The organism is Castellaniella sp. GW247-6E4 (genome assembly GCF_040276065.1).
Taxonomy (GTDB): Bacteria; Pseudomonadota; Gammaproteobacteria; order Burkholderiales; family Burkholderiaceae_B; genus Castellaniella.
Map to the genome: position 1 here is coordinate 154,194 of NZ_JBELOI010000002.1, position 16,736 is coordinate 170,929.

Consider the following 16,736-nt stretch of genomic DNA (forward strand, 5'->3'; position numbering starts at 1 on the left):
ACCGCCTGGAGGCCGATGCCGACGGCTGGGGCGTGCTTACTTGATCAGGCCGGCCTCCTTGTAGTAGCGCTCGGCGCCGGGGTGCAGGGGCACAGGCATGCCCTTGAGGGCGTTCTCGAGCTTGATCGCCTTGGCCGCATTGTGGGTCGAGGCGAGCGTGTCGAGGTTTTCGTAGAGCACCTTGGTCATTTGATAGGCCAGGTCGTCGCTGACGTCGCTCTGCGTGACGAGGAAGTTCGGCACCGCCGCGGTCGGTGTGTCGGCCGCCTGGCCCTCGTACGTGTTGGCCGGGATCGTGGCGGGCTGGTACGCCTCATTGCCGATCTTGGCGACCACGTCGGTGGGGATGGGCACGACGACAATCTTGACCGACGTGGCCAGGTCGCGGATCGAGGACACCCCCAGGCCGGCGGACTGCAAGGTGACGTCGAGCTGGCGGTTCTTCATCAGCTCGACGGACTCGCCAAATGGCAAGTATTCGACCTTGCTGAAGTCGTCATAGCTCAGGCCGGCGGCCTTGAGCACGGCGCGCGCGTTGAGCTCGGTGCCCGAGCGCGCCGCGCCCACCGAGATGCGCTTGCCCTTGAGGTCGGCCAGGGTCTTGATCCCCGAGTCGGCGTTGGCGACGATCTGGATGTAGTTGTTATAGGTGGCCGACAGGCCGCGCAGCTTGGTCAGCGGAGCCTTGAAGCCGGCCTCGGCATTGCCGGTGTAGGCGTCGGACACGGTGTCGGCCAGCGCGAAGGCGAGCTCGCCACGGCCCGCCTGCAGCAGGTTCATGTTTTCGGCCGACGCCTTGGTGACCTGGGCCGTCGACTTCGCGTCCGGGATGTGTTTGCTGTAGATCTGGGATAGCGCCACGCCCAGCGGATAGTACACACCGCTTTGGCCGCCGGTCAGGATGTTGATGAACTTGGTTTGCGCGTGTGTCGGGCCCGCCGCGATGGTGGCCGCCGCCATGGCGATTGCCGCCAGCCATTTCGTCAATTGCATGATGTCTCCTTTGAGCTTCAACTTTTGACCCGATGGGCCGGGTAGACTGTGATCGTATCAGGGAATATCCATGACAGAACCCGGTAATCACCCTAAGGACGGCGCCCGGCCCAGGCGTTTATTCGTCGCCTTGTGGCCCGACCCGCAGACGGTGCGCGCGCTGTCGCATCCCGTGGCGCGCGCGCATGCGCTGTACGGCGGCAGGCCGATGCGCGCGGATACGCTGCACCTGACCCTGGCGTTTCTGGGCCCGGTCCCGGGCGATCGCATCCCGCCCTTGTGCGCGATGATCCGCGCCTGGGCACCGCTTGGCGGCGAACTCGTCCTGGATCGATTCGGGCGCTTCAAGGGGCCGCGCATCGTCTGGGTGGGCCCTTCGGAACCCTGGCCCGCCTGGCTGGGCGCCCTGCATGCGGATTTGTGGGCCGGCCTGGAGGACTTGGGGTTCCCGGCTGCCGGCGAGGCGTTCAGGCCCCACGTTTCGCTGCTGCGCAGGGCGGGGCCGGGGGATCTGGCCACCCTGGGCGGCGTGCGTCCCGTCGTCTGGCGGCCGCGGCGTTGTGTCCTGGTGGCGTCCACGCCGCGCGAGACCGGCTCGTATTACGAGGCGCTGGCCGAGTGCGTAGTGGCGCCGGGCGGCATCCTATAATTTCGGCTTCCCGGGTTCCTCGCGGCGGATGCCGCCGCTCTTTGCCATGAAACCTCCCCGCATGCCGCGTCTTGCCGTTCTCGAGCCGGTCGTGATGCTGGCGACGGTGGCACAGTGGATGGTCCTCGCCACGATCGTCGGCGGCGTGGTGGGATCAGGGGTCAGCATCTTTCTGCATGCTCTGTTTTTCTTCACCGATCGTTCGCTGGGCATTCCCTTGTGGATGCAGGCCATCCTGTTGCCGCTCGGTGGCTTGGCCAACGGCCTGTTGCTGTATTACGGCTATCGCGCCTATACCGGCGGGTTGAAGGATTCGATCCATGCGGCCGTGTTCGAGCAGGCCGGCCGGATGCCGCTGCGCACGATGCTGATCAAGCCCGTGGCAGCCATCGTCACCCTGGGCTGTGGCGGTTCAGCCGGCAAGGAAGGGCCCTGCTCGCACCTGGGTGCGTCGCTGGGTTCGGCCATCGGACGCGTGTTCCGGCTCAATGCCGAATTGCAGCAACGCGTCGTCGCTTGCGGCGTGAGCGCGGGCTTCGCCAGCGTCTTCGGAACTCCGATAGCCGGTGCCCTCTATGGCATCGAGATGCTGGCCATCGGCCGGATTCGCCATGATTTCTTGTTTCCCGCCATGATCGCGGGGGTCTCCTCGTTCCAGATCAGCAGGGTCTGGGGTATCTCCTACGAGTACTACGATATCGGGGGCCTGCCGGCGTTTTCCGAGCTGCTGTTCGTCAAAATCGTGCTGATCGGCACGCTCAGCGGGCTGGTGGCGCGGCTCTTCGTGGACATGGTGTTCGGTGTGCGGCGGCTCTGTATGCGTATCCAGACGCGCTGGGGAATCTGGCCGCCCCTGATGCCCTTGGCCGGAGGGGTGGTGCTGGCGGTGCTGGTGCAGTTCATTTCCGTCGACTATCTGGGGCTGAGCCTGCCACTGATGGACCGCGCGCTGGCGGGCGAAGCCATGCCCTATGCCGGGTTCTTCTGGAAGATCCTGCTGGTTGCGATCACCCTCGGCTCCGGGTTCTACGGGGGGATCGTAACGCCGCAATTCGTGATCGGTGCCATGGCGGGCAATGCCTGCGCGCATCTGTTCGGCATCAGTCCGACGCTGGGTGCGGCGGTGGGCCTGGTCGCCGTCGTGGCAGCGTCATCGAACACGCCGCTGGCGGCCATCCTCATGGGCGTGGAGCTCTTTGGCGGCGTGGTTGGCACCCTCTACGTGGCCGGCGCGGCCATTGCCGCCTATCTGACCATTGGCCATCGCAGCGTTTACCCCGAGCAGCGGCTGGCCTATGCGAAGTCGTCCTGGGTGCGCGTGCGCGCCGACATGCCCGTCAGCCAGGAAAAGCTCCATCTGTCCCATGGCTTGCTGCGCTGGTGGCGCGGGCGGCGCCAGGGACCGCCCCCCGGCTCGCATGGTCGAGGCTGACGTGCGGCCGTGGCAAGGGCCCTCCTCACTGCAGTTCGATGGTGATCGTCGCGCCTTGCCTGGGCAATTCGAAACGGGCTTCCTCAAAGCGGGCGGCACGCGCCAGGGGCTTGGGATTGTTGGAATACCCGTAGGGTTTCTTGGGCCTGCCCAGCAGTCCGGTCTCGAGCGCGCCGCTGTCATTGGTGTCGTGGTAGATGGCCACGGCGAATTCGCCTGCCGGCAGGCCCTGGATCGTGGTGGCGCACTGGCCGCTGGCCTCGTCGATGGGCACGCGCGTGCGGTGGATCGCCAAATTGTCTTTAAAGGGAAACCCTGCCCCGGGAGCGGCGAACACGACGATGGCCATGACACCCTCGGTGCTGCGGATGCCCGTGACCTCGACGTGGAGGTCCGCTGCGTGGGCCGACGACAGCCAAGCCAGGGCCGCCGCAAGCAGCAGGCGAGCAAACGTGCGGGGCAGGGGTATGGAAGAAAAGCGAGAGTTCATGCTGATTGCCAGTATCCGTGAAAACTCAGTGGCGTGGGATGATCCAGCCAGAGGCGCGCCACCGGTCCGTCAGCCAGCGCGTCGCTGGAAAAAATGCCCAGGAACGATGTCCCGCTGTCGCCATCCAGGCCCAGGGATAGCAGCCATCCGCGCTCGTCGCACGCGTCCCGGTCGGCGACGAAGATCGGTTCGCCCAGGTGGGTCCGCGGCCCCAGGTCGATGACATCGGCGCCCCCGCCGACTGTGTCGATGCGCGCGAGGCCGCTGTGAAATACCGTTGGCCCCGGCGCGGTCGTGACGTAGGCGTATCGGTGGGCACGTGTGGCGGTGCGGGGATCGATGATGGGAAATTCGCAATTGAGCTCGGAAAGGATGTCCTCGGTGAGCCGCCGCCGCGCCGGATCGATCACGTAACGACGCAGCAGGCCGGGATGGCGGGCCTCGCCCGCGGCACCCAGCATGATTTGCCGGAATGCCGCGCGTTCGCCGATAAAGTGGTCGGGTGCCGCATAGCCGACGAAGTCCGCCACGATCGCCCCGTCGTGCTCGTAGGCGTTCAGGCTGTGCCACATGAAGCTGGCGGGCGCCTCGAGGACGCACATGGGCACCTGCCCCGCCCGGTCGATCACCAGCAGCAGGTTGCCCCGCGAGGCGTCCCAGTGGAGGCTCTCTGTAAAGCTGCGTAGGCCCGCCAGATAGCCTGCCAGCGACAATTCGATCGGATGCAGCAGGATCAGAGCGTGATGCTCGGTCAGGAACCAGTCGTGGATATAAGAGGCGCGCGGAGCGGCGACGCGCTGGTGACGTCTCAGCGTGCCATCGGCCGCGTGCTCCACAAAGTGGAGATGGTTGCGCGGGCCGTGCTGGAAGGCAATCAGGGCCCAGTCACCGGTGTTCGGGTCCGTCTTGGTGTGGGCCTTGTAGTCGAGGGGTATCCCGGCCGGCCCGAGGGCCTGCTCGCCCAGCGTCTCGAGGGTGCGCGGATCGAGGCCGTAGGGCTGGCCAACCTCATCGAAGGCATACAGGCGGTCGTTCTTGACCACGACGGTGACGCCCGCCTGTGAGCGGATGCGGTTGCCGGCATTGCGCCAGGGCCCGCCGGGCACGCGCGTGGTCCAGGTCGGCCGGGTATAGCGGCCCGTTTGCTGTTCCTCCAGGAATTTCGCGGTGCGCACGTAGCGGTTGCGGTAGCGCACGCCATCCTGCCCGAAATCGAAGGCCTGGATCATGCCGTCGCCGTCCAGCAGGTGCTGCTTGCGCATGCCGCCCAGGTCAAAGCGCCCCGGGCCGTTGCGGTAGAGCGTGCCGCGCAAGGCACTGGGCAGCCGGCCCTCGACGCGGGGGCGGTAGTCGTACTCGGTGTCGAGGGTGGTGGCCAGGCCCGCGAGCCATGGCTGTCCGGAGGACTGGGGGGCGCGTGTCATGGGGGACTTCGAAATGGGGGCTGTTGGCGGCATTGTCCTGTAGCCCCGATGGAAAGTAAACCGCGGGGGGGCGGCGACCGCCCCCCCGCCGCTTAACCGCCGGCGATGCCGCCGTCGTGCTGCCAGACCACGACGGTCGCCGGGCGCGGTCGCGTGGCCGCCGGGCCATCGGGCCAGGTGGACGCCGATAACGGTTGCGCTGGGCCTCGGCCAGCTCAGGTCCTTCGCCCGGATGCTGGATGTTGATGAATACGAAGCGCTGGTCGGGTGTCCAGGTGATGCCGGTGACTTCGCAACCTTTGGGTCCGGTCAGGAAGCGCCGCAACTCGCCCGTTGTCGGATCGGCGACCAGCATTTGGTTGTTGCCCTGGCCGGCGTACTGGCCATTGTTCTTATAGCTGCCGTCCGTCTGAATCCACAGCCGGCCTTGCGGGTCGAAGCCCAGTCCGTCGGGACTGTTGAAGGTGTTCTCACGCGTCACGTTGGACGAACCGCGGCGGGCGTCGCCCTCGTCGTACAAAGTGGGGTTGCCCGCCAGTACAAAGAGGTCCCACTTGAATGTGGGGCTGGCCGCGCTGTCGTCGTCCTCGCGCCAGCGCACGATCTGGCCGTAGATGTTCTTGTCGCGGGGGTTGGCGCCGCCGTCGGCGCCGGGGTGCGCCGGGCCGCCCGGCCAGCGCGCCTTGCCGCTGCCGCGGTCGCTGTTGTTGGTGAGGGTGACGTAGGCTTCACGGGTGTGCGGATGGACCGCGACCCATTCGGGGCGGTCCATCGGGGTTGCGCCGACCGCATCGGCCGCCTGCCGGGTCTTGATCAGCAGTTCGCCCAGGTTTTCGTTGAAGGTCTCGCCCAGGCGGCGGCCGTCCAGGGCGCGCGTGTCCAGCGTCAACGGGATCCAGCGGCCGGTGCCGTTGCCATCGGCGCCTGCCTCGAAGCGGGCCACGTACAGCGTGCCGCGCTCCAGCAATTGACGATTGTGGGCATCCCGGTCGGGACGGTACTCGCCGTCCGAGACGAACTTGTAGAGGTACTCGCTGCGCTGGTCGTCGCCCATGTAGACGACGACACGGCGGTCGGCGCCGATGGTCAGGGCGGCGTTCTCGTGCTTGAACCGGCCCAGGGCGGTGAGCTTCCGAGGCGTGGCCTGTGGGTCGAACGGATCGATCTCGACGATCCAGCCGTGGCGGTTGTATTCATTGGGTTCGCGTGTCCAGTTGAAGCGGGCGTCGTGCGTGTCCCAGCGATAGTCCTCGTCGGGGTACTCGGCAGCATCCGCGTCCCGGGCGTCGATGCCGAAATAGTCCGTGAAGTTTTCCTCACAGGTCAGATAGGTGTTCCAGGGCGTCCAGCCGTTGCCGCAATTGCCGAAGGTGCCCAGGACCGTCTCGCCGCGTGGATCGGCGCTCGTGCGCAGCAGCGCGTGCCCGGCGGCCGGGCCGATGATGCGGATCGGGGTGTTGGCGTGGATGCTGCGGTTGAACGACGAATTGGCCACCAGTCGCCAGCCGCCCTGCGGTTCCAGGCGGATGTGCGTGACCGAGACGCCTTGCGCATGCTGGGCCTTGCGAATCCAATCCAGGTTCCATTGCGCATTGCCCGGCTCGACACCGCGCGGGAAAAAATAGTGCGGCGTGACGTACTCGTGGTTGGTGACCAGCAGTCCTTCGGATGAGCCATCCGGTGCGCCGGAGGACGCGATGGGAAAGAAATGCAGGCCATCGTGGTTGTAGCCGATCTGCCGGGCCTGGGCATCGCCACCTTCCGTGGCCTGGCCGGCGAACGTCGGGGAATCCGCGAACAGGGGATCCCCCCAGCGGTTAATGACGGCATGGGCATAGCCTTCGGGTACGGCCAGCATGTCCGCGGTGCTCATGGGCACCGCCTTGAAGCCCAGGCCCGTGGCCTTCGGCCCCGCGGTGGCGGTTGGGGCGTTGGTCGCCGCCGCTGCTGGCAGCAGGCCGCCCAGGAAGGTGACCGCGCCAAGGCCCAGGCCGCCTTTCAGGAGGCGCCGCCGGTTGGCAAGGCGTTGCCGCAACTGCTCGAGGGGTTCGGCTTGCGAGGGATTCGCGGGGATGTCGTCCAGGTCGAAATCTTTCATCGGGGGGGCCTATGAGTGGGAGCAATCGAGTGGGCTCGCGCAAGCCGCGCGGCCTGCCGACATGGTGGCCCGGTGATGTGACCCGATGATGACCACGGCCCCCCGTGGTGCAAGTCTTTGAATGCAGTGGTGCCGGCTAGAGGAGTCGAACCCCCGACCTTCGCATTACAAGTGCGCTGCTCTACCAACTGAGCTAAGCCGGCAAGGCTGCCTATTCTACAGGATCGCGCGGCTTGGCCGCCGCGCGGATCGTCCGCCTATTTGACGACTTTCAGCCGGGGCGGCTTGGGGTCTTGGGGGTCGTCTCCGTCCCCATCCGGTGCCGGGCCGCGCCGAGGCTCGGGGCCGGCATCCGCGCCGCCGTCCAGGCCGCCGGGATAGGGCTGCGACTCGATCACCTCAAAACCCATGCCCGCGCCGGTCTCACGGGCGTAGATGGCTGCCACCGCCGCCACGGGCACGAACAGGTGCTCGGTGGCCCCGCTGAAGCGGGCCTCGAATTCGATGTAGTCGTTGCCGATGGCCAGCCGGTTGGTGGCCAGGGGGCTGATGTTCAGCGTGATCTGGCCATCATGGATGTGGGCTGCGGGAACCACGGTGTTGGCATCGACGGTGACGACGATGTGCGGCGTATAGCCGTTGTCCATGCACCATTCGTGCAGGGCGCGGATCAGATAGGGTTTGGTTGAGGCTTCCTGCATGTTTTAGCGCCGCATGACCTTTTCGGACGGCGTCAGCGACTCGATGTAGGCCGGGCGCGAGAACAGGCGCTCGGCGTATTTCTGAATGGGCGCGGCGCTCTTGGGCAGTTCGATCTCGTAGTGGTCCAGGCGCCACAGCAGTGGCGCGATGGCCACGTCGAGCATCGAGAACTCCTCGCCCAACATGTATTTGTTCTTGACCAGCAGAGGGGCGAGTTGAGACAGGCGGTCGCGGATATTGTTGCGCGCGGTCTCGCGTGTCTTGGCGTCGACGGGATTGCGGTTCTCGAGCACGGACACGTGCACGAACAGCTCTTTTTCAAAGTTGTACAGGAACAGCCGGGTGCGCGCGCGCATGATGGGATCGGCGGGCATGAGCTGCGGGTGTGGAAAGCGCTCGTCGATGTATTCGTTGATGATGTTCGATTCGTACAGGATCAGGTCGCGCTCGACGAGAATGGGGACCTGGCCGTATGGATTCATCACGGCGATGTCCTCGGGCTTGTTGTACAGGTCGATGTCGCGGATTTCGAAATCCATGCCCTTTTCGAACAGCACGAAGCGGCAACGTTGGGAAAAGGGGCAGGTCGTTCCGGAATAGAGCACCATCATGTCGTGGGTTCCCATGCAAAGAGGTTTCGATCCAGACCCGTGACCGGGCGGAGCAGCAAGAAGAGGGCGGCACCCCTCCAGTGGGCGATTATCCCCCTGGACGGGGACGGTTTCCAGTCGGCGTGTGCCGTCGATGGAAACCGGCGGTGCGCGCCCTGCAAACGAAATAGGCGTTTGACACGCCCATTCGATTCGCCGGGCAGTCACGCGCCCCGAAGGGCGCGCGATTTACCGGACGTGTTTCCAGTATGACGCATTCATGCGGATGGCGGCAAACAGGAAGATGAACAGGAACAGCAGGACCCAGACGCCGATCTGCTTGCGCAGGAGTTGGTTGGGCTCAGCCATCCAGCCCAGGAAGTTGCTGATGTCGGCGACGCTGCTCTCGAAGGCGCTGAACTGCTTGGGATCGGGCGAGGAGAAGGTGATTTTCTCGGACGGCCCGCCATGGTAGTCCTTGAGCACTTGGGTCTCGACCTTGGAGAAGCCATCCTGGTCGAAGGACGTGGTCGAGCGCGCCCAGTGCGTGGAGCCGTCATCGGCGGCGACCTCATGGACGGCGATGCGGGTCATGCTGCGCGGGCCCTCGAGTTCCCACAGCACGTTGGGCATGGCCACGCTGGGGAAGGTCGTATTGTCCCAGCCGGTTTTCTTGGACGTGTCGCGGTAGAAGGTGCGCAGGTAGGTGTAGATGTAGTCCACGCCCGAGGGGCCCATCGTGGTGCTCTTGGCGCGTGCAATCACCGACAGGTCGGGGGCCGCGGTGCCGAACCATTTCTTGCCGTCCTCGGGCGTCATGGCGATGGTCATCAGCTCGCCCACCTTGTCGGTGGTGAACAGCAGGTTTTTCTTGATCTCGTCCTCGGTCAGGCCCAGGTCGGTGAGCTTGTTGTAGCGCATGGAGTTCGCGCTATGGCAGTTCAGGCAGTAGTTGACGAAGAGTTTGGCACCGTTCTGCAGCGCGGCCACGTCGTTGATGCGGTCCGGAGCACGGTCCAGGTGCACGCCGCCTTCGGCGGCAAAGGCCATCGCGCAAGTCAAGGAGAGAGCCAGGGCACCGAGCAATTTTTTGATCATGATCTTTCCGTAACGTGGTGATGGTCTCAGTGGGCGCTGAACGTGACGCGGTCGGGCACCGGCTTGAAGGTGCCCAGGCGGCTCCAGACGGGCATCAACAGGAAGAACGCCAGATAGATGACCGTTCCGATCTGGCCCATCATGGTGTAGACCGGGGTGACCGGTTGCGTGCCGAGCCAGCCCAGGATCAGGAAGTTGATGATGAAGATCGCGTACAGCACCTTGTGCCAGTCCGGGCGGTAGCGGATGGACTTGACCGGCGAGTGATCCAGCCAGGGCAGGAAGAACAGGATCACCACGGCGCCGCCCATGGACACGACGCCCCAGAACTTGGCGTCGAAGACCTTGAGCAGCACGGCCACGGCCAGCAGGATGACCGGGACGAGCACGCGCCAGAGGCCGGGCAGCCGGCCCTTGATGAACAGCGCCACGGCCGCGATGGCGGCGGCGGCGGCCAGCACCCAGGTGAAGTCGCTGGTGGTGGCGCGCAGCATCGTGTAGAACGGCGTGAAATACCAGACCGGCGCGATGTGCGGCGGGGTCTTGAGCGGATCGGCCGGGATGAAGTTGTTGTACTCGAGGAAGTAGCCGCCCATCTCGGGGCCGAAGAAAATGATCGCCGCGAACACGATCAGGAACCCGGCCACGCCCACGATGTCGTGCACGGAGTAGTAGGGATGGAAGGGGATGCCGTCGACCGGGCGGCCGTATTTGTCCTTGGGGCCCTGCTTGATTTCGACGCCGTCGGGGTTGTTGGAGCCCACCTCGTGCAGCGCGAGGATGTGCGCCGCGACCAGGCCGATCAGCACCAGCGGGATGGCGATCACGTGGAAGGCGAAGAAGCGGTTGAGCGTCGCATCGGACACCACGTAGTCGCCGCGGATCCACAGCGAGAGCTCGGGGCCGATGAAGGGGATGGCCGAGAACAGGTTCACGATCACCTGGGCGCCCCAGTAGGACATCTGGCCCCACGGCAGCAGATAGCCGAAGAACGCCTCGCCCATCAGGCACAGGAAGATCGCCACGCCGAAGATCCAGACCAGTTCGCGGGGTTTGCGGTACGAACCGTAGAACAGGCCGCGCAGCATGTGCAGATAGACCACGACGAAGAACATCGAGGCGCCGGTCGAGTGCATGTAGCGGATGAACCAGCCGCCCGGCACCTCGCGCATGATGTATTCGACGGATTCGAAGGCGAAGCGCGCATCGGGCTTGTAGCTCATCACCAGGAAAATCCCGGTGACGATCTGGATGACCAGCACCAGCAGTGCCAGCGATCCGAAGAAGTACCAGAAATTGAAATTTTTCGGAGCATAGTACTCGGACATGTGCTCCTTGAACATGCTGGTCAGCGGGAAGCGGCGATCCACCCACCCCAGCAATCCGGTCGTCTCGACGTTTTTCTCGGCCATGAATGGCTCCTAGGTTCTCAGTGTCACGGAACGATGATCCAGGCGGATCATCAGGCCTTTTCGTTTTCGTCGACGCCGATGGTGACGCGCGTGCCGTCGGCGGAGAAAACGTAGGGCGGGATTTCGAGGTTGTCGGGGGCCGGTTTGTTGGCGAATACCCGTCCCGCCAGGTCGAAGGTGGATCCGTGGCAGGGGCAGAACCAGCCGCCGGGCCAGTCGGTCGGCAGGCCGGGCTGAGGCCCGGGCTGGAAGTGCGCGGTGGGCGAGCAGCCCAGGTGCGTGCAGATGCCGATGCAAACGAAGATTTCGGGTTTGCGCGAGCGGTATTCGTTCTTGGCGAACTCGGGGGTGAAGCCCGGACGTTCGGATTGCGGATCGGCCAGCTCGGCGTCGTGCTTGGGCAGGGCGTCGAGCTCGGCCTGCGTGCGGCGCACGATCCAGACCGGTTTGCCGCGCCATTCCACGGTCATCATCTGGCCCGGCGCGAGGCCCGAAATGTCAGCCTCGACGGGGGCGCCGGCGGCGCGGGCCTTTTCAGAAGGAGCGAACGAGCCGACGAAGGGGACCGCCGTGGCCACGCCGGCGACACCGCCCAAGGTACAGGCGGATGCGACCCAGAATCGGCGGGAAGGGTCGGGTGGCAGGTTCGGATCGACCGCGCCCTGTTCGTCGGACTGTGTCGTATTCTGACTCATTCTGGTTTCCCTGGTAGCTGTGCCCGCTGGGCTTTGCGTTGAAATATCTGCTTGCGCAAAAGGCTCTTCAGCCGCGTATTATAGCGTTACGCCAAGTAGGGCGAAAACCAAGAAGGGAGGTTGCATGGGTAAGGCACGGGGTTTCATCAAGGAATTCCAGGAATTCGCGATCAAGGGCAATATGATGGACCTGGCGATCGGCGTGATCATCGGCGCCGCGTTCGGCAAGATCATCGATTCGATTGTCAACGACCTTGTCATGCCGATCATCAGCTTCATCCTGGGCGGCGAGGTCAATTTCGACAACTTGTTCCTCGTCCTGCGCACGCCCGAGGGCTATGCGGGGCCGCAGACGCACGAGGCCCTCGCCAAGGCGGGTGGCGTGGTGTTCGCCTGGGGTCACTTCCTGACTGTGTTCATCAACTTTCTCTTGCTGGCGCTGGTGGTGTTCATCATGGTGAAGGCGGTCAACAACGCCAGGCGCCGCTTCGAGGCCCCGCCGCCGGCGCCTGAGGCGCCGGCCACGCCCGAGGACGTCCTGCTGCTGCGCGAGATCCGCGACGCGCTGAAAAAATAGCGGCGCGGCCCTCAGACGGGGTTGTCGATATCGACGAATTCGCAGCGGATGTCGAATCGCGCAGCGACTGCGGCGCCCAGGGCCTGCACACCGTAGCGCTCGGTGGCGTGGTGGCCGGCGCCGATGAAGGCCACCCCGGTTTCGCGCGCGAGGTGGACGGTCTGCTCGGACACCTCGCCGGTGAGGTACGCGTCGACGCCGGCATCGACAGCGGCGTCCATCATGCCCTGCGCCGCGCCCGTGCACCAGGCCACGCGTGCGATGGGGCGTTCCGCTTCGCCGATCACCAGCGGCTCGCGCCCCAGCCGGTGGCCCACGTCCCGGGCGAGCTCGGCCAGCGGGGCCACCGTACGAGGCCGGCCCAGCCAGACCAGGTCGTCGGGCCCGCAGCGCCGCGCCGCGCCGGCGGCATCGAGCGCCGGCTCCCAGCCGAGGACCCGCGCGAGTTGCGCGTTGTTGCCCAGCACCGGATGGGCGTCCAGGGGCAGGTGATAGGCCAACAGGCTCAGTCCGTGCTCGAGCATGCGCGCCAGGCGCGCGCGCTTGGGGCCGCGCACGCGGGGGTCCTCGTTCTTCCAGAACCAGCCGTGATGCACCAGGATGGCATCGGCCTTTTCGCGGATCGCGGCCTCGATGAGCGCCTGCGACGCCGTGACACCGGCGATAATGTGGCCGACGGATTCGCGGCCCTCGACCTGCAGGCCGTTGGGGCAATAATCGCGGAACCGCCCAGTTTGCAGCGTGTCGTCGAGCCATGCCGCGAGCTCGTGCAGGGTGGTTTGTGTCATGTCTTCATCCTTCGATCCAGGTTCTTGATGTGTTGATGCCGGCGGGAATTCTATGCGTCGATTGTGGCTGATTTTCGCGCAGACCGTGACAGTGTGCCTGGGCATCCTGTTCATTGTTTCGACCCTGCGGCCTCAGTGGCTGGGCTGGGGCCCGGCGCCCTCCGCGGCGCCGCCGGACGCGGTGCACGGCTATGCCGCCGCCGTCGAGCGCGCGGCGCCCGCCGTGGTCAACATCTATACCGAGCGGCACGAGGACGTGCCGCTGATCCCGCTGCCAGGCGATCCGGGGCTCGAACAGTTGCTGCGCCGCTTGCCCGGCTTTACCCAGCGCCAGTCCTCGGTCAGCCTGGGCTCGGGCGTGATCGTGCGCGCCGACGGGTACATTCTGACCAACCACCACGTCATCGAGTCGGCCGACGCCATCCGGGTGGCCCTGCATGACGGCCGGCAGGCGCCCGCCCGACTCGTGGGCGCCGACCCCGAGAGCGACCTGGCGGTGCTGCGCGTCGATTTGTCCGATCTGCCGGTGATCGCCTTCAGCCCGCGCCGCGAGGTCCGCGTCGGCGACGTGGTGCTGGCCATCGGCAATCCTTTCGGTGTCGGCCAGACCACGACGATGGGCATCGTCTCGGCGCTGGGGCGCAACCGCCTCGGGATCAATATCTACGAGAACTTCATCCAGACCGATGCGGCCATCAACCCCGGCAACTCCGGCGGTGCGCTGATCGATACGCGCGGCGAACTGGTGGGGATCAATACGGCCATCTATTCCGAGACCGGAGGCTCCTTGGGCATCGGCTTCGCGATTCCGGCGGCGGCGGCCCACAGCGTCCTCGATCAGATCATCGAGCATGGCAGCGTGCGGCGCGGCTGGCTTGGCCTCGAACCCCAGGACATCACGCCGGACCTGGCGCGCGCCTTTCGCCTGCGCGAGGCGGCCGGCGTGATCGTGGCGCGCGTGCTGCCGCGGGGGCCGGCCGCGGCCGCCGGCATTCAGGTGGGGGATATCGTGCGCACCCTGGACGGCGCGCCGGTGCGCGATTCGGTCGATCTGCTCAACCGGCTGGCGCCGCTGCCGCAAGGCACCCGTGTGCGCCTGGGCCTGCTGCGCGGCGGCCGGGCCCTGGAGGTCGAGGCACGGGTCGGCGAGCGTCCGGCAGTGACGCGGGCGTCGCACCGCTGAGGTGAAACCGGCACTGGGCGGTCGCCACGGATGCGGCGGCCGGCCTTCAGCGGTCGCCGCGCAGCTTGCGCGCCGCCGCCATGGCGAAATATGTCAGGATGCCGTCGGCGCCCGCGCGCTTGAACGCCAGCAGCGATTCCATCATGACCTTGTCGTGATCCAGCCACCCGTTGGCCGAGGCCGCCTTGATCATCGCGTATTCGCCGCTGACCTGATAGGCGTAGGTCGGCATGCCGAAGGCATCCTTGACCTCGCGCAGCACGTCCAGATAGGGCAGGCCGGGCTTGACCATGACCATGTCGGCGCCCTCGCGGATGTCGGCGGCGACCTCGCGCAGGGCCTCGAGCCGGTTGGCCGGGTCCATTTGGTAGGTCGCCTTGTCGGCGGCGCCCAGGCTCGTGGCCGAGCCCACCGCGTCGCGGAATGGTCCGTAGAAGGCGCTGGCGTACTTGGCCGAATAGGCCATGATGCGGGTGTGGATGCGGCCCTGTTCGTCCAGGGCGTGCCGCACGGCGCCGATCCGGCCGTCCATCATGTCGCTGGGGGCGACGATGTCGACGCCGGCCTGGGCCTGGGCCAGGGCCTGGCCCACCAGGACCTCGACCGTGGCTTCGTTCAGGAGCTGTCCCTGCGCGTCGATGAGGCCGTCCTGGCCATGGCTGGTGTAGGGGTCCAGGGCCACGTCGGTCAGCACGCCTAGTTCGGGGAAGCGGGATTTCAACAGGGCGATCGTGCGTGGGATCAGGCCATCGGGATTCGTGGCCTCGAGCCCGTCGGGGGTCTTGAGCGCCGGGTCGATGTGCGGGAACAGGGCCAGCACCGGGATGCCCAGGGCCAGGCAGTCCTCGGCGGTGCGCAGCAGCTCGTCGGGCGAATGGCGTAGCACCTCGGGCATCGAGGCGACCGGGTCGCGGACCTTTTGTCCCTCGCAGACGAAGACCGGGTAGATCAGGTCGTCGGTGGACAGGGCGTTCTCGCGCACCAGGCGGCGCGAGAAGTCGTCACGCCGGTTGCGGCGCAGGCGGACAGTGGGGAAATCGGTGTGGGGCAGAAATTTCGTCATGGAACGACCTTGGGTGAAATCCAGTTTTCGATATGGGTTCCGGCCTCGTCCAGGCCGATCCTGTGGGTGGCCGAAAAGGGCAGCGCCACGAGGGTGCCGATCTCGGCCAGATCCTTGCGCACCTGGGCGGTGGTCCGCACCCGCTGACCGTAGGGCAGCTTGTCGGCCTTGGTCAGCAGGGCCAGGGTGGGCAGGCCGCGCAGGGCGATCCAGTGCGCCAGCCGCCGGTCGAGGTCGGTAACCCCGCGCCGGATGTCGATCAGCAACACCACCCCCGCGAGCGAGCTGCGCTCGTGCAGATACGCCCCCAGCACCTCGGCCCACTCCTCGCGTGCGGCCTTGTCGACCGCGGCGTAGCCGTAGCCCGGCAGATCGACCAGGAAGCCCAGCCAGGCGCCCTCCTCGACGGGGTCGGGGATGCCGAACAGATTGATCAGCCGGGTGCGGCCCGGGGTCTTGCTCGAGAACGCCAGCCGGCGCTGGTTCGTCAGCACGTTGATCGCCGAGGACTTGCCCGAATTCGAACGCCCGACGAAGCACACCTCGGCGGTCGTAGGCGCGGGCAATTGCTCGAGACGGGCGGCCGAAACCGTGAAGCGGGCGCGATGCAGGATGGACACGGCGGGTGCGGTCTCAGTAATGGTCAAAGGCTATTGTATAATTTCGAATTGAACTTGTTGCGCCGTCTGTCGCGAAGCACGCAGGATCGTTGGCGCGGACGTGATGGCGCCATGTCGCGTCGTGATCGAATAACAATCGAGGACTTCATGAATCGCATGCTCTCCAGAATGGTCATGGCCACCGGCCTGGTTTTTGCCGGCACCCTCTCGAGCCTAGCCCTGGCCGCCGATGAGGGCGTCGCCCGGCCCGATGCGACAGCCGGCGAGCATCTGTTCGTCAACGGCGACATGGGGCGCGGCGTGCTGGCCTGTGTGACCTGTCACGGCGAGGGCGGCAACAGCACCATTCCCATGAATCCGAACCTCGCGGCGATGTCGCACGAGTACATCGCCAAGCAGCTCGTCGACTTCCAGAAAAAGGGCGACGCGCCCGCGGTGCGGCGCGGCCACGAGGGGGCGGACTCGATCATGACCGCGATCGCGGCCGGCCTGACCCCCGAGGACATCCAGAACGTCGCCCTGTATCTGTCGCTGCAAAAGCTCGAGCCGGCCACGGCCGCGACGGCGACCCGCGAGGACACGATGGAGCGTGGCCAGCATATCTGGCGCGCTGGCCTGGTCGATCGCAAGGTGCCGGCCTGTGCCGCTTGCCACTCGGCCAACGGGGCCGGCCTGCCCGGCGAGTTCCCGCGCCTGGCGGGGCAGCATCCCGAGTACCTGATCGACCAGCTCAAGCTTTTCCGCAGTGGCGATCGCGCCAACGAGATCATGTACGACATCGCCGACCGGATGAACGACAAAGATATCGCCGCGGTGGCCGACTACGCCGCGGGCCTGCGTTAGACGCGGGACGTTTCCGTATTGCGGCCAGGGTTATCGGGGGGCCCGGCCGCAATCCGATGTATCGTTTTTTGATTGACAT

Annotated in this window: 17 protein-coding genes and 1 tRNA gene; 5 read left to right on the forward strand and 13 right to left on the reverse strand. The window is 66.1% G+C overall.

What is annotated here, in order from left to right; all coding sequences use genetic code 11:
* Positions 1 to 36: 36 nt before the first annotated feature.
* Positions 37 to 993 (reverse strand): TAXI family TRAP transporter solute-binding subunit, encoded by a 957-nt coding sequence (locus ABS761_RS03850; protein ID WP_350406768.1) that lies wholly within the window; start codon positions 991 to 993, stop codon positions 37 to 39.
* Between the two features lie 70 nt (positions 994 to 1,063).
* Here ABS761_RS03850 and thpR point away from each other — a divergent pair, with 70 nt between their 5' ends.
* Entirely contained in the window at positions 1,064 to 1,642 is a 579-nt protein-coding gene (gene thpR / locus ABS761_RS03855; RefSeq protein WP_350406769.1) for an RNA 2',3'-cyclic phosphodiesterase, read from the forward strand.
* A 46-nt stretch (positions 1,643 to 1,688) separates the two neighbouring features.
* Positions 1,689 to 3,074, forward strand: a complete 1,386-nt coding sequence (locus ABS761_RS03860; RefSeq protein WP_350406770.1) for a chloride channel protein — start codon at positions 1,689 to 1,691, stop codon at positions 3,072 to 3,074.
* 25 nt (positions 3,075 to 3,099) lie between these two features.
* On the opposite strand, the gene ABS761_RS03865 is transcribed toward ABS761_RS03860, so the two are convergent.
* The 9 genes from ABS761_RS03865 to petA all read right to left on the reverse strand — a co-directional run bounded on the left by ABS761_RS03865 (position 3,100) and on the right by petA (position 11,583).
* Positions 3,100 to 3,564 carry a DUF2141 domain-containing protein gene (locus tag ABS761_RS03865; protein ID WP_350406771.1) on the reverse strand — a complete coding sequence of 155 codons (465 nt, stop codon included), beginning with the start codon at positions 3,562 to 3,564 and terminating at the stop codon, positions 3,100 to 3,102.
* A complete protein-coding gene (locus ABS761_RS03870; protein ID WP_350407048.1) occupies positions 3,561 to 4,877 on the reverse strand; it encodes a carotenoid oxygenase family protein in 1,317 nt (438 codons plus the stop codon). Before ABS761_RS03870 ends, ABS761_RS03865 begins: the two co-directional genes overlap by 4 nt.
* Positions 4,837 to 7,086 (reverse strand): PhoX family protein, encoded by a 2,250-nt coding sequence (locus tag ABS761_RS03875; RefSeq protein ID WP_350406772.1) that lies wholly within the window; start codon positions 7,084 to 7,086, stop codon positions 4,837 to 4,839. Before ABS761_RS03875 ends, ABS761_RS03870 begins: the two co-directional genes overlap by 41 nt.
* A 127-nt stretch (positions 7,087 to 7,213) precedes the next feature.
* Positions 7,214 to 7,289: transfer RNA gene (locus ABS761_RS03880), tRNA-Thr, on the reverse strand.
* A gap of 54 nt (positions 7,290 to 7,343) precedes the next feature.
* Positions 7,344 to 7,787: a ClpXP protease specificity-enhancing factor gene (locus tag ABS761_RS03885; protein ID WP_350406773.1), complete on the reverse strand. Its 444-nt coding sequence runs from the start codon at positions 7,785 to 7,787 to the stop codon at positions 7,344 to 7,346.
* A 3-nt stretch (positions 7,788 to 7,790) separates the two neighbouring features.
* The gene (locus ABS761_RS03890) at positions 7,791 to 8,399 is read right to left on the reverse strand and encodes a glutathione S-transferase N-terminal domain-containing protein (protein ID WP_350407049.1); all 609 of its coding nucleotides are present in this window, start codon (positions 8,397 to 8,399) and stop codon (positions 7,791 to 7,793) included.
* Between the two features lie 228 nt (positions 8,400 to 8,627).
* Positions 8,628 to 9,476, reverse strand: coding sequence for a cytochrome c1 (locus ABS761_RS03895; protein ID WP_350406774.1), 849 nt, complete (start codon positions 9,474 to 9,476; stop codon positions 8,628 to 8,630).
* Positions 9,477 to 9,502: 26 nt separating this feature from the next.
* Positions 9,503 to 10,888 (reverse strand): cytochrome b, encoded by a 1,386-nt coding sequence (locus ABS761_RS03900; protein WP_350406775.1) that lies wholly within the window; start codon positions 10,886 to 10,888, stop codon positions 9,503 to 9,505.
* A 50-nt stretch (positions 10,889 to 10,938) separates the two neighbouring features.
* Complete coding sequence (gene petA / locus ABS761_RS03905) at positions 10,939 to 11,583, reverse strand: ubiquinol-cytochrome c reductase iron-sulfur subunit (RefSeq protein ID WP_350406776.1); 645 nt, start codon at positions 11,581 to 11,583, stop codon at positions 10,939 to 10,941.
* 124 nt (positions 11,584 to 11,707) lie between these two features.
* Between petA and mscL the strand changes: the two genes are divergently transcribed.
* Positions 11,708 to 12,160 carry a large conductance mechanosensitive channel protein MscL gene (mscL, locus tag ABS761_RS03910; protein ID WP_350406777.1) on the forward strand — a complete coding sequence of 151 codons (453 nt, stop codon included), beginning with the start codon at positions 11,708 to 11,710 and terminating at the stop codon, positions 12,158 to 12,160.
* Between the two features lie 11 nt (positions 12,161 to 12,171).
* Here mscL and ABS761_RS03915 read toward each other — a convergent pair whose 3' ends face one another.
* On the reverse strand, positions 12,172 to 12,948 hold the full coding sequence (locus ABS761_RS03915; RefSeq protein ID WP_350406778.1) for a Nif3-like dinuclear metal center hexameric protein: 777 nt from the start codon (positions 12,946 to 12,948) through the stop codon (positions 12,172 to 12,174).
* Positions 12,949 to 13,000: 52 nt separating this feature from the next.
* Here ABS761_RS03915 and ABS761_RS03920 point away from each other — a divergent pair, with 52 nt between their 5' ends.
* Complete coding sequence (locus ABS761_RS03920; protein WP_350406779.1) at positions 13,001 to 14,131, forward strand: S1C family serine protease; 1,131 nt, start codon at positions 13,001 to 13,003, stop codon at positions 14,129 to 14,131.
* Positions 14,132 to 14,177: 46 nt separating this feature from the next.
* On the opposite strand, the gene hemB is transcribed toward ABS761_RS03920, so the two are convergent.
* Positions 14,178 to 15,194, reverse strand: coding sequence for a porphobilinogen synthase (gene hemB, locus ABS761_RS03925; RefSeq protein WP_350406780.1), 1,017 nt, complete (start codon positions 15,192 to 15,194; stop codon positions 14,178 to 14,180).
* A complete protein-coding gene (gene yihA / locus ABS761_RS03930; protein ID WP_350407050.1) occupies positions 15,191 to 15,814 on the reverse strand; it encodes a ribosome biogenesis GTP-binding protein YihA/YsxC in 624 nt (207 codons plus the stop codon). Before yihA ends, hemB begins: the two co-directional genes overlap by 4 nt.
* 147 nt (positions 15,815 to 15,961) lie before the next feature.
* On the opposite strand from yihA, the gene ABS761_RS03935 reads away from it, so the two are divergent.
* Positions 15,962 to 16,657 carry a c-type cytochrome gene (locus ABS761_RS03935; RefSeq protein WP_350406781.1) on the forward strand — a complete coding sequence of 232 codons (696 nt, stop codon included), beginning with the start codon at positions 15,962 to 15,964 and terminating at the stop codon, positions 16,655 to 16,657.
* The last annotated feature ends 79 nt before the right edge of the window (positions 16,658 to 16,736 follow it).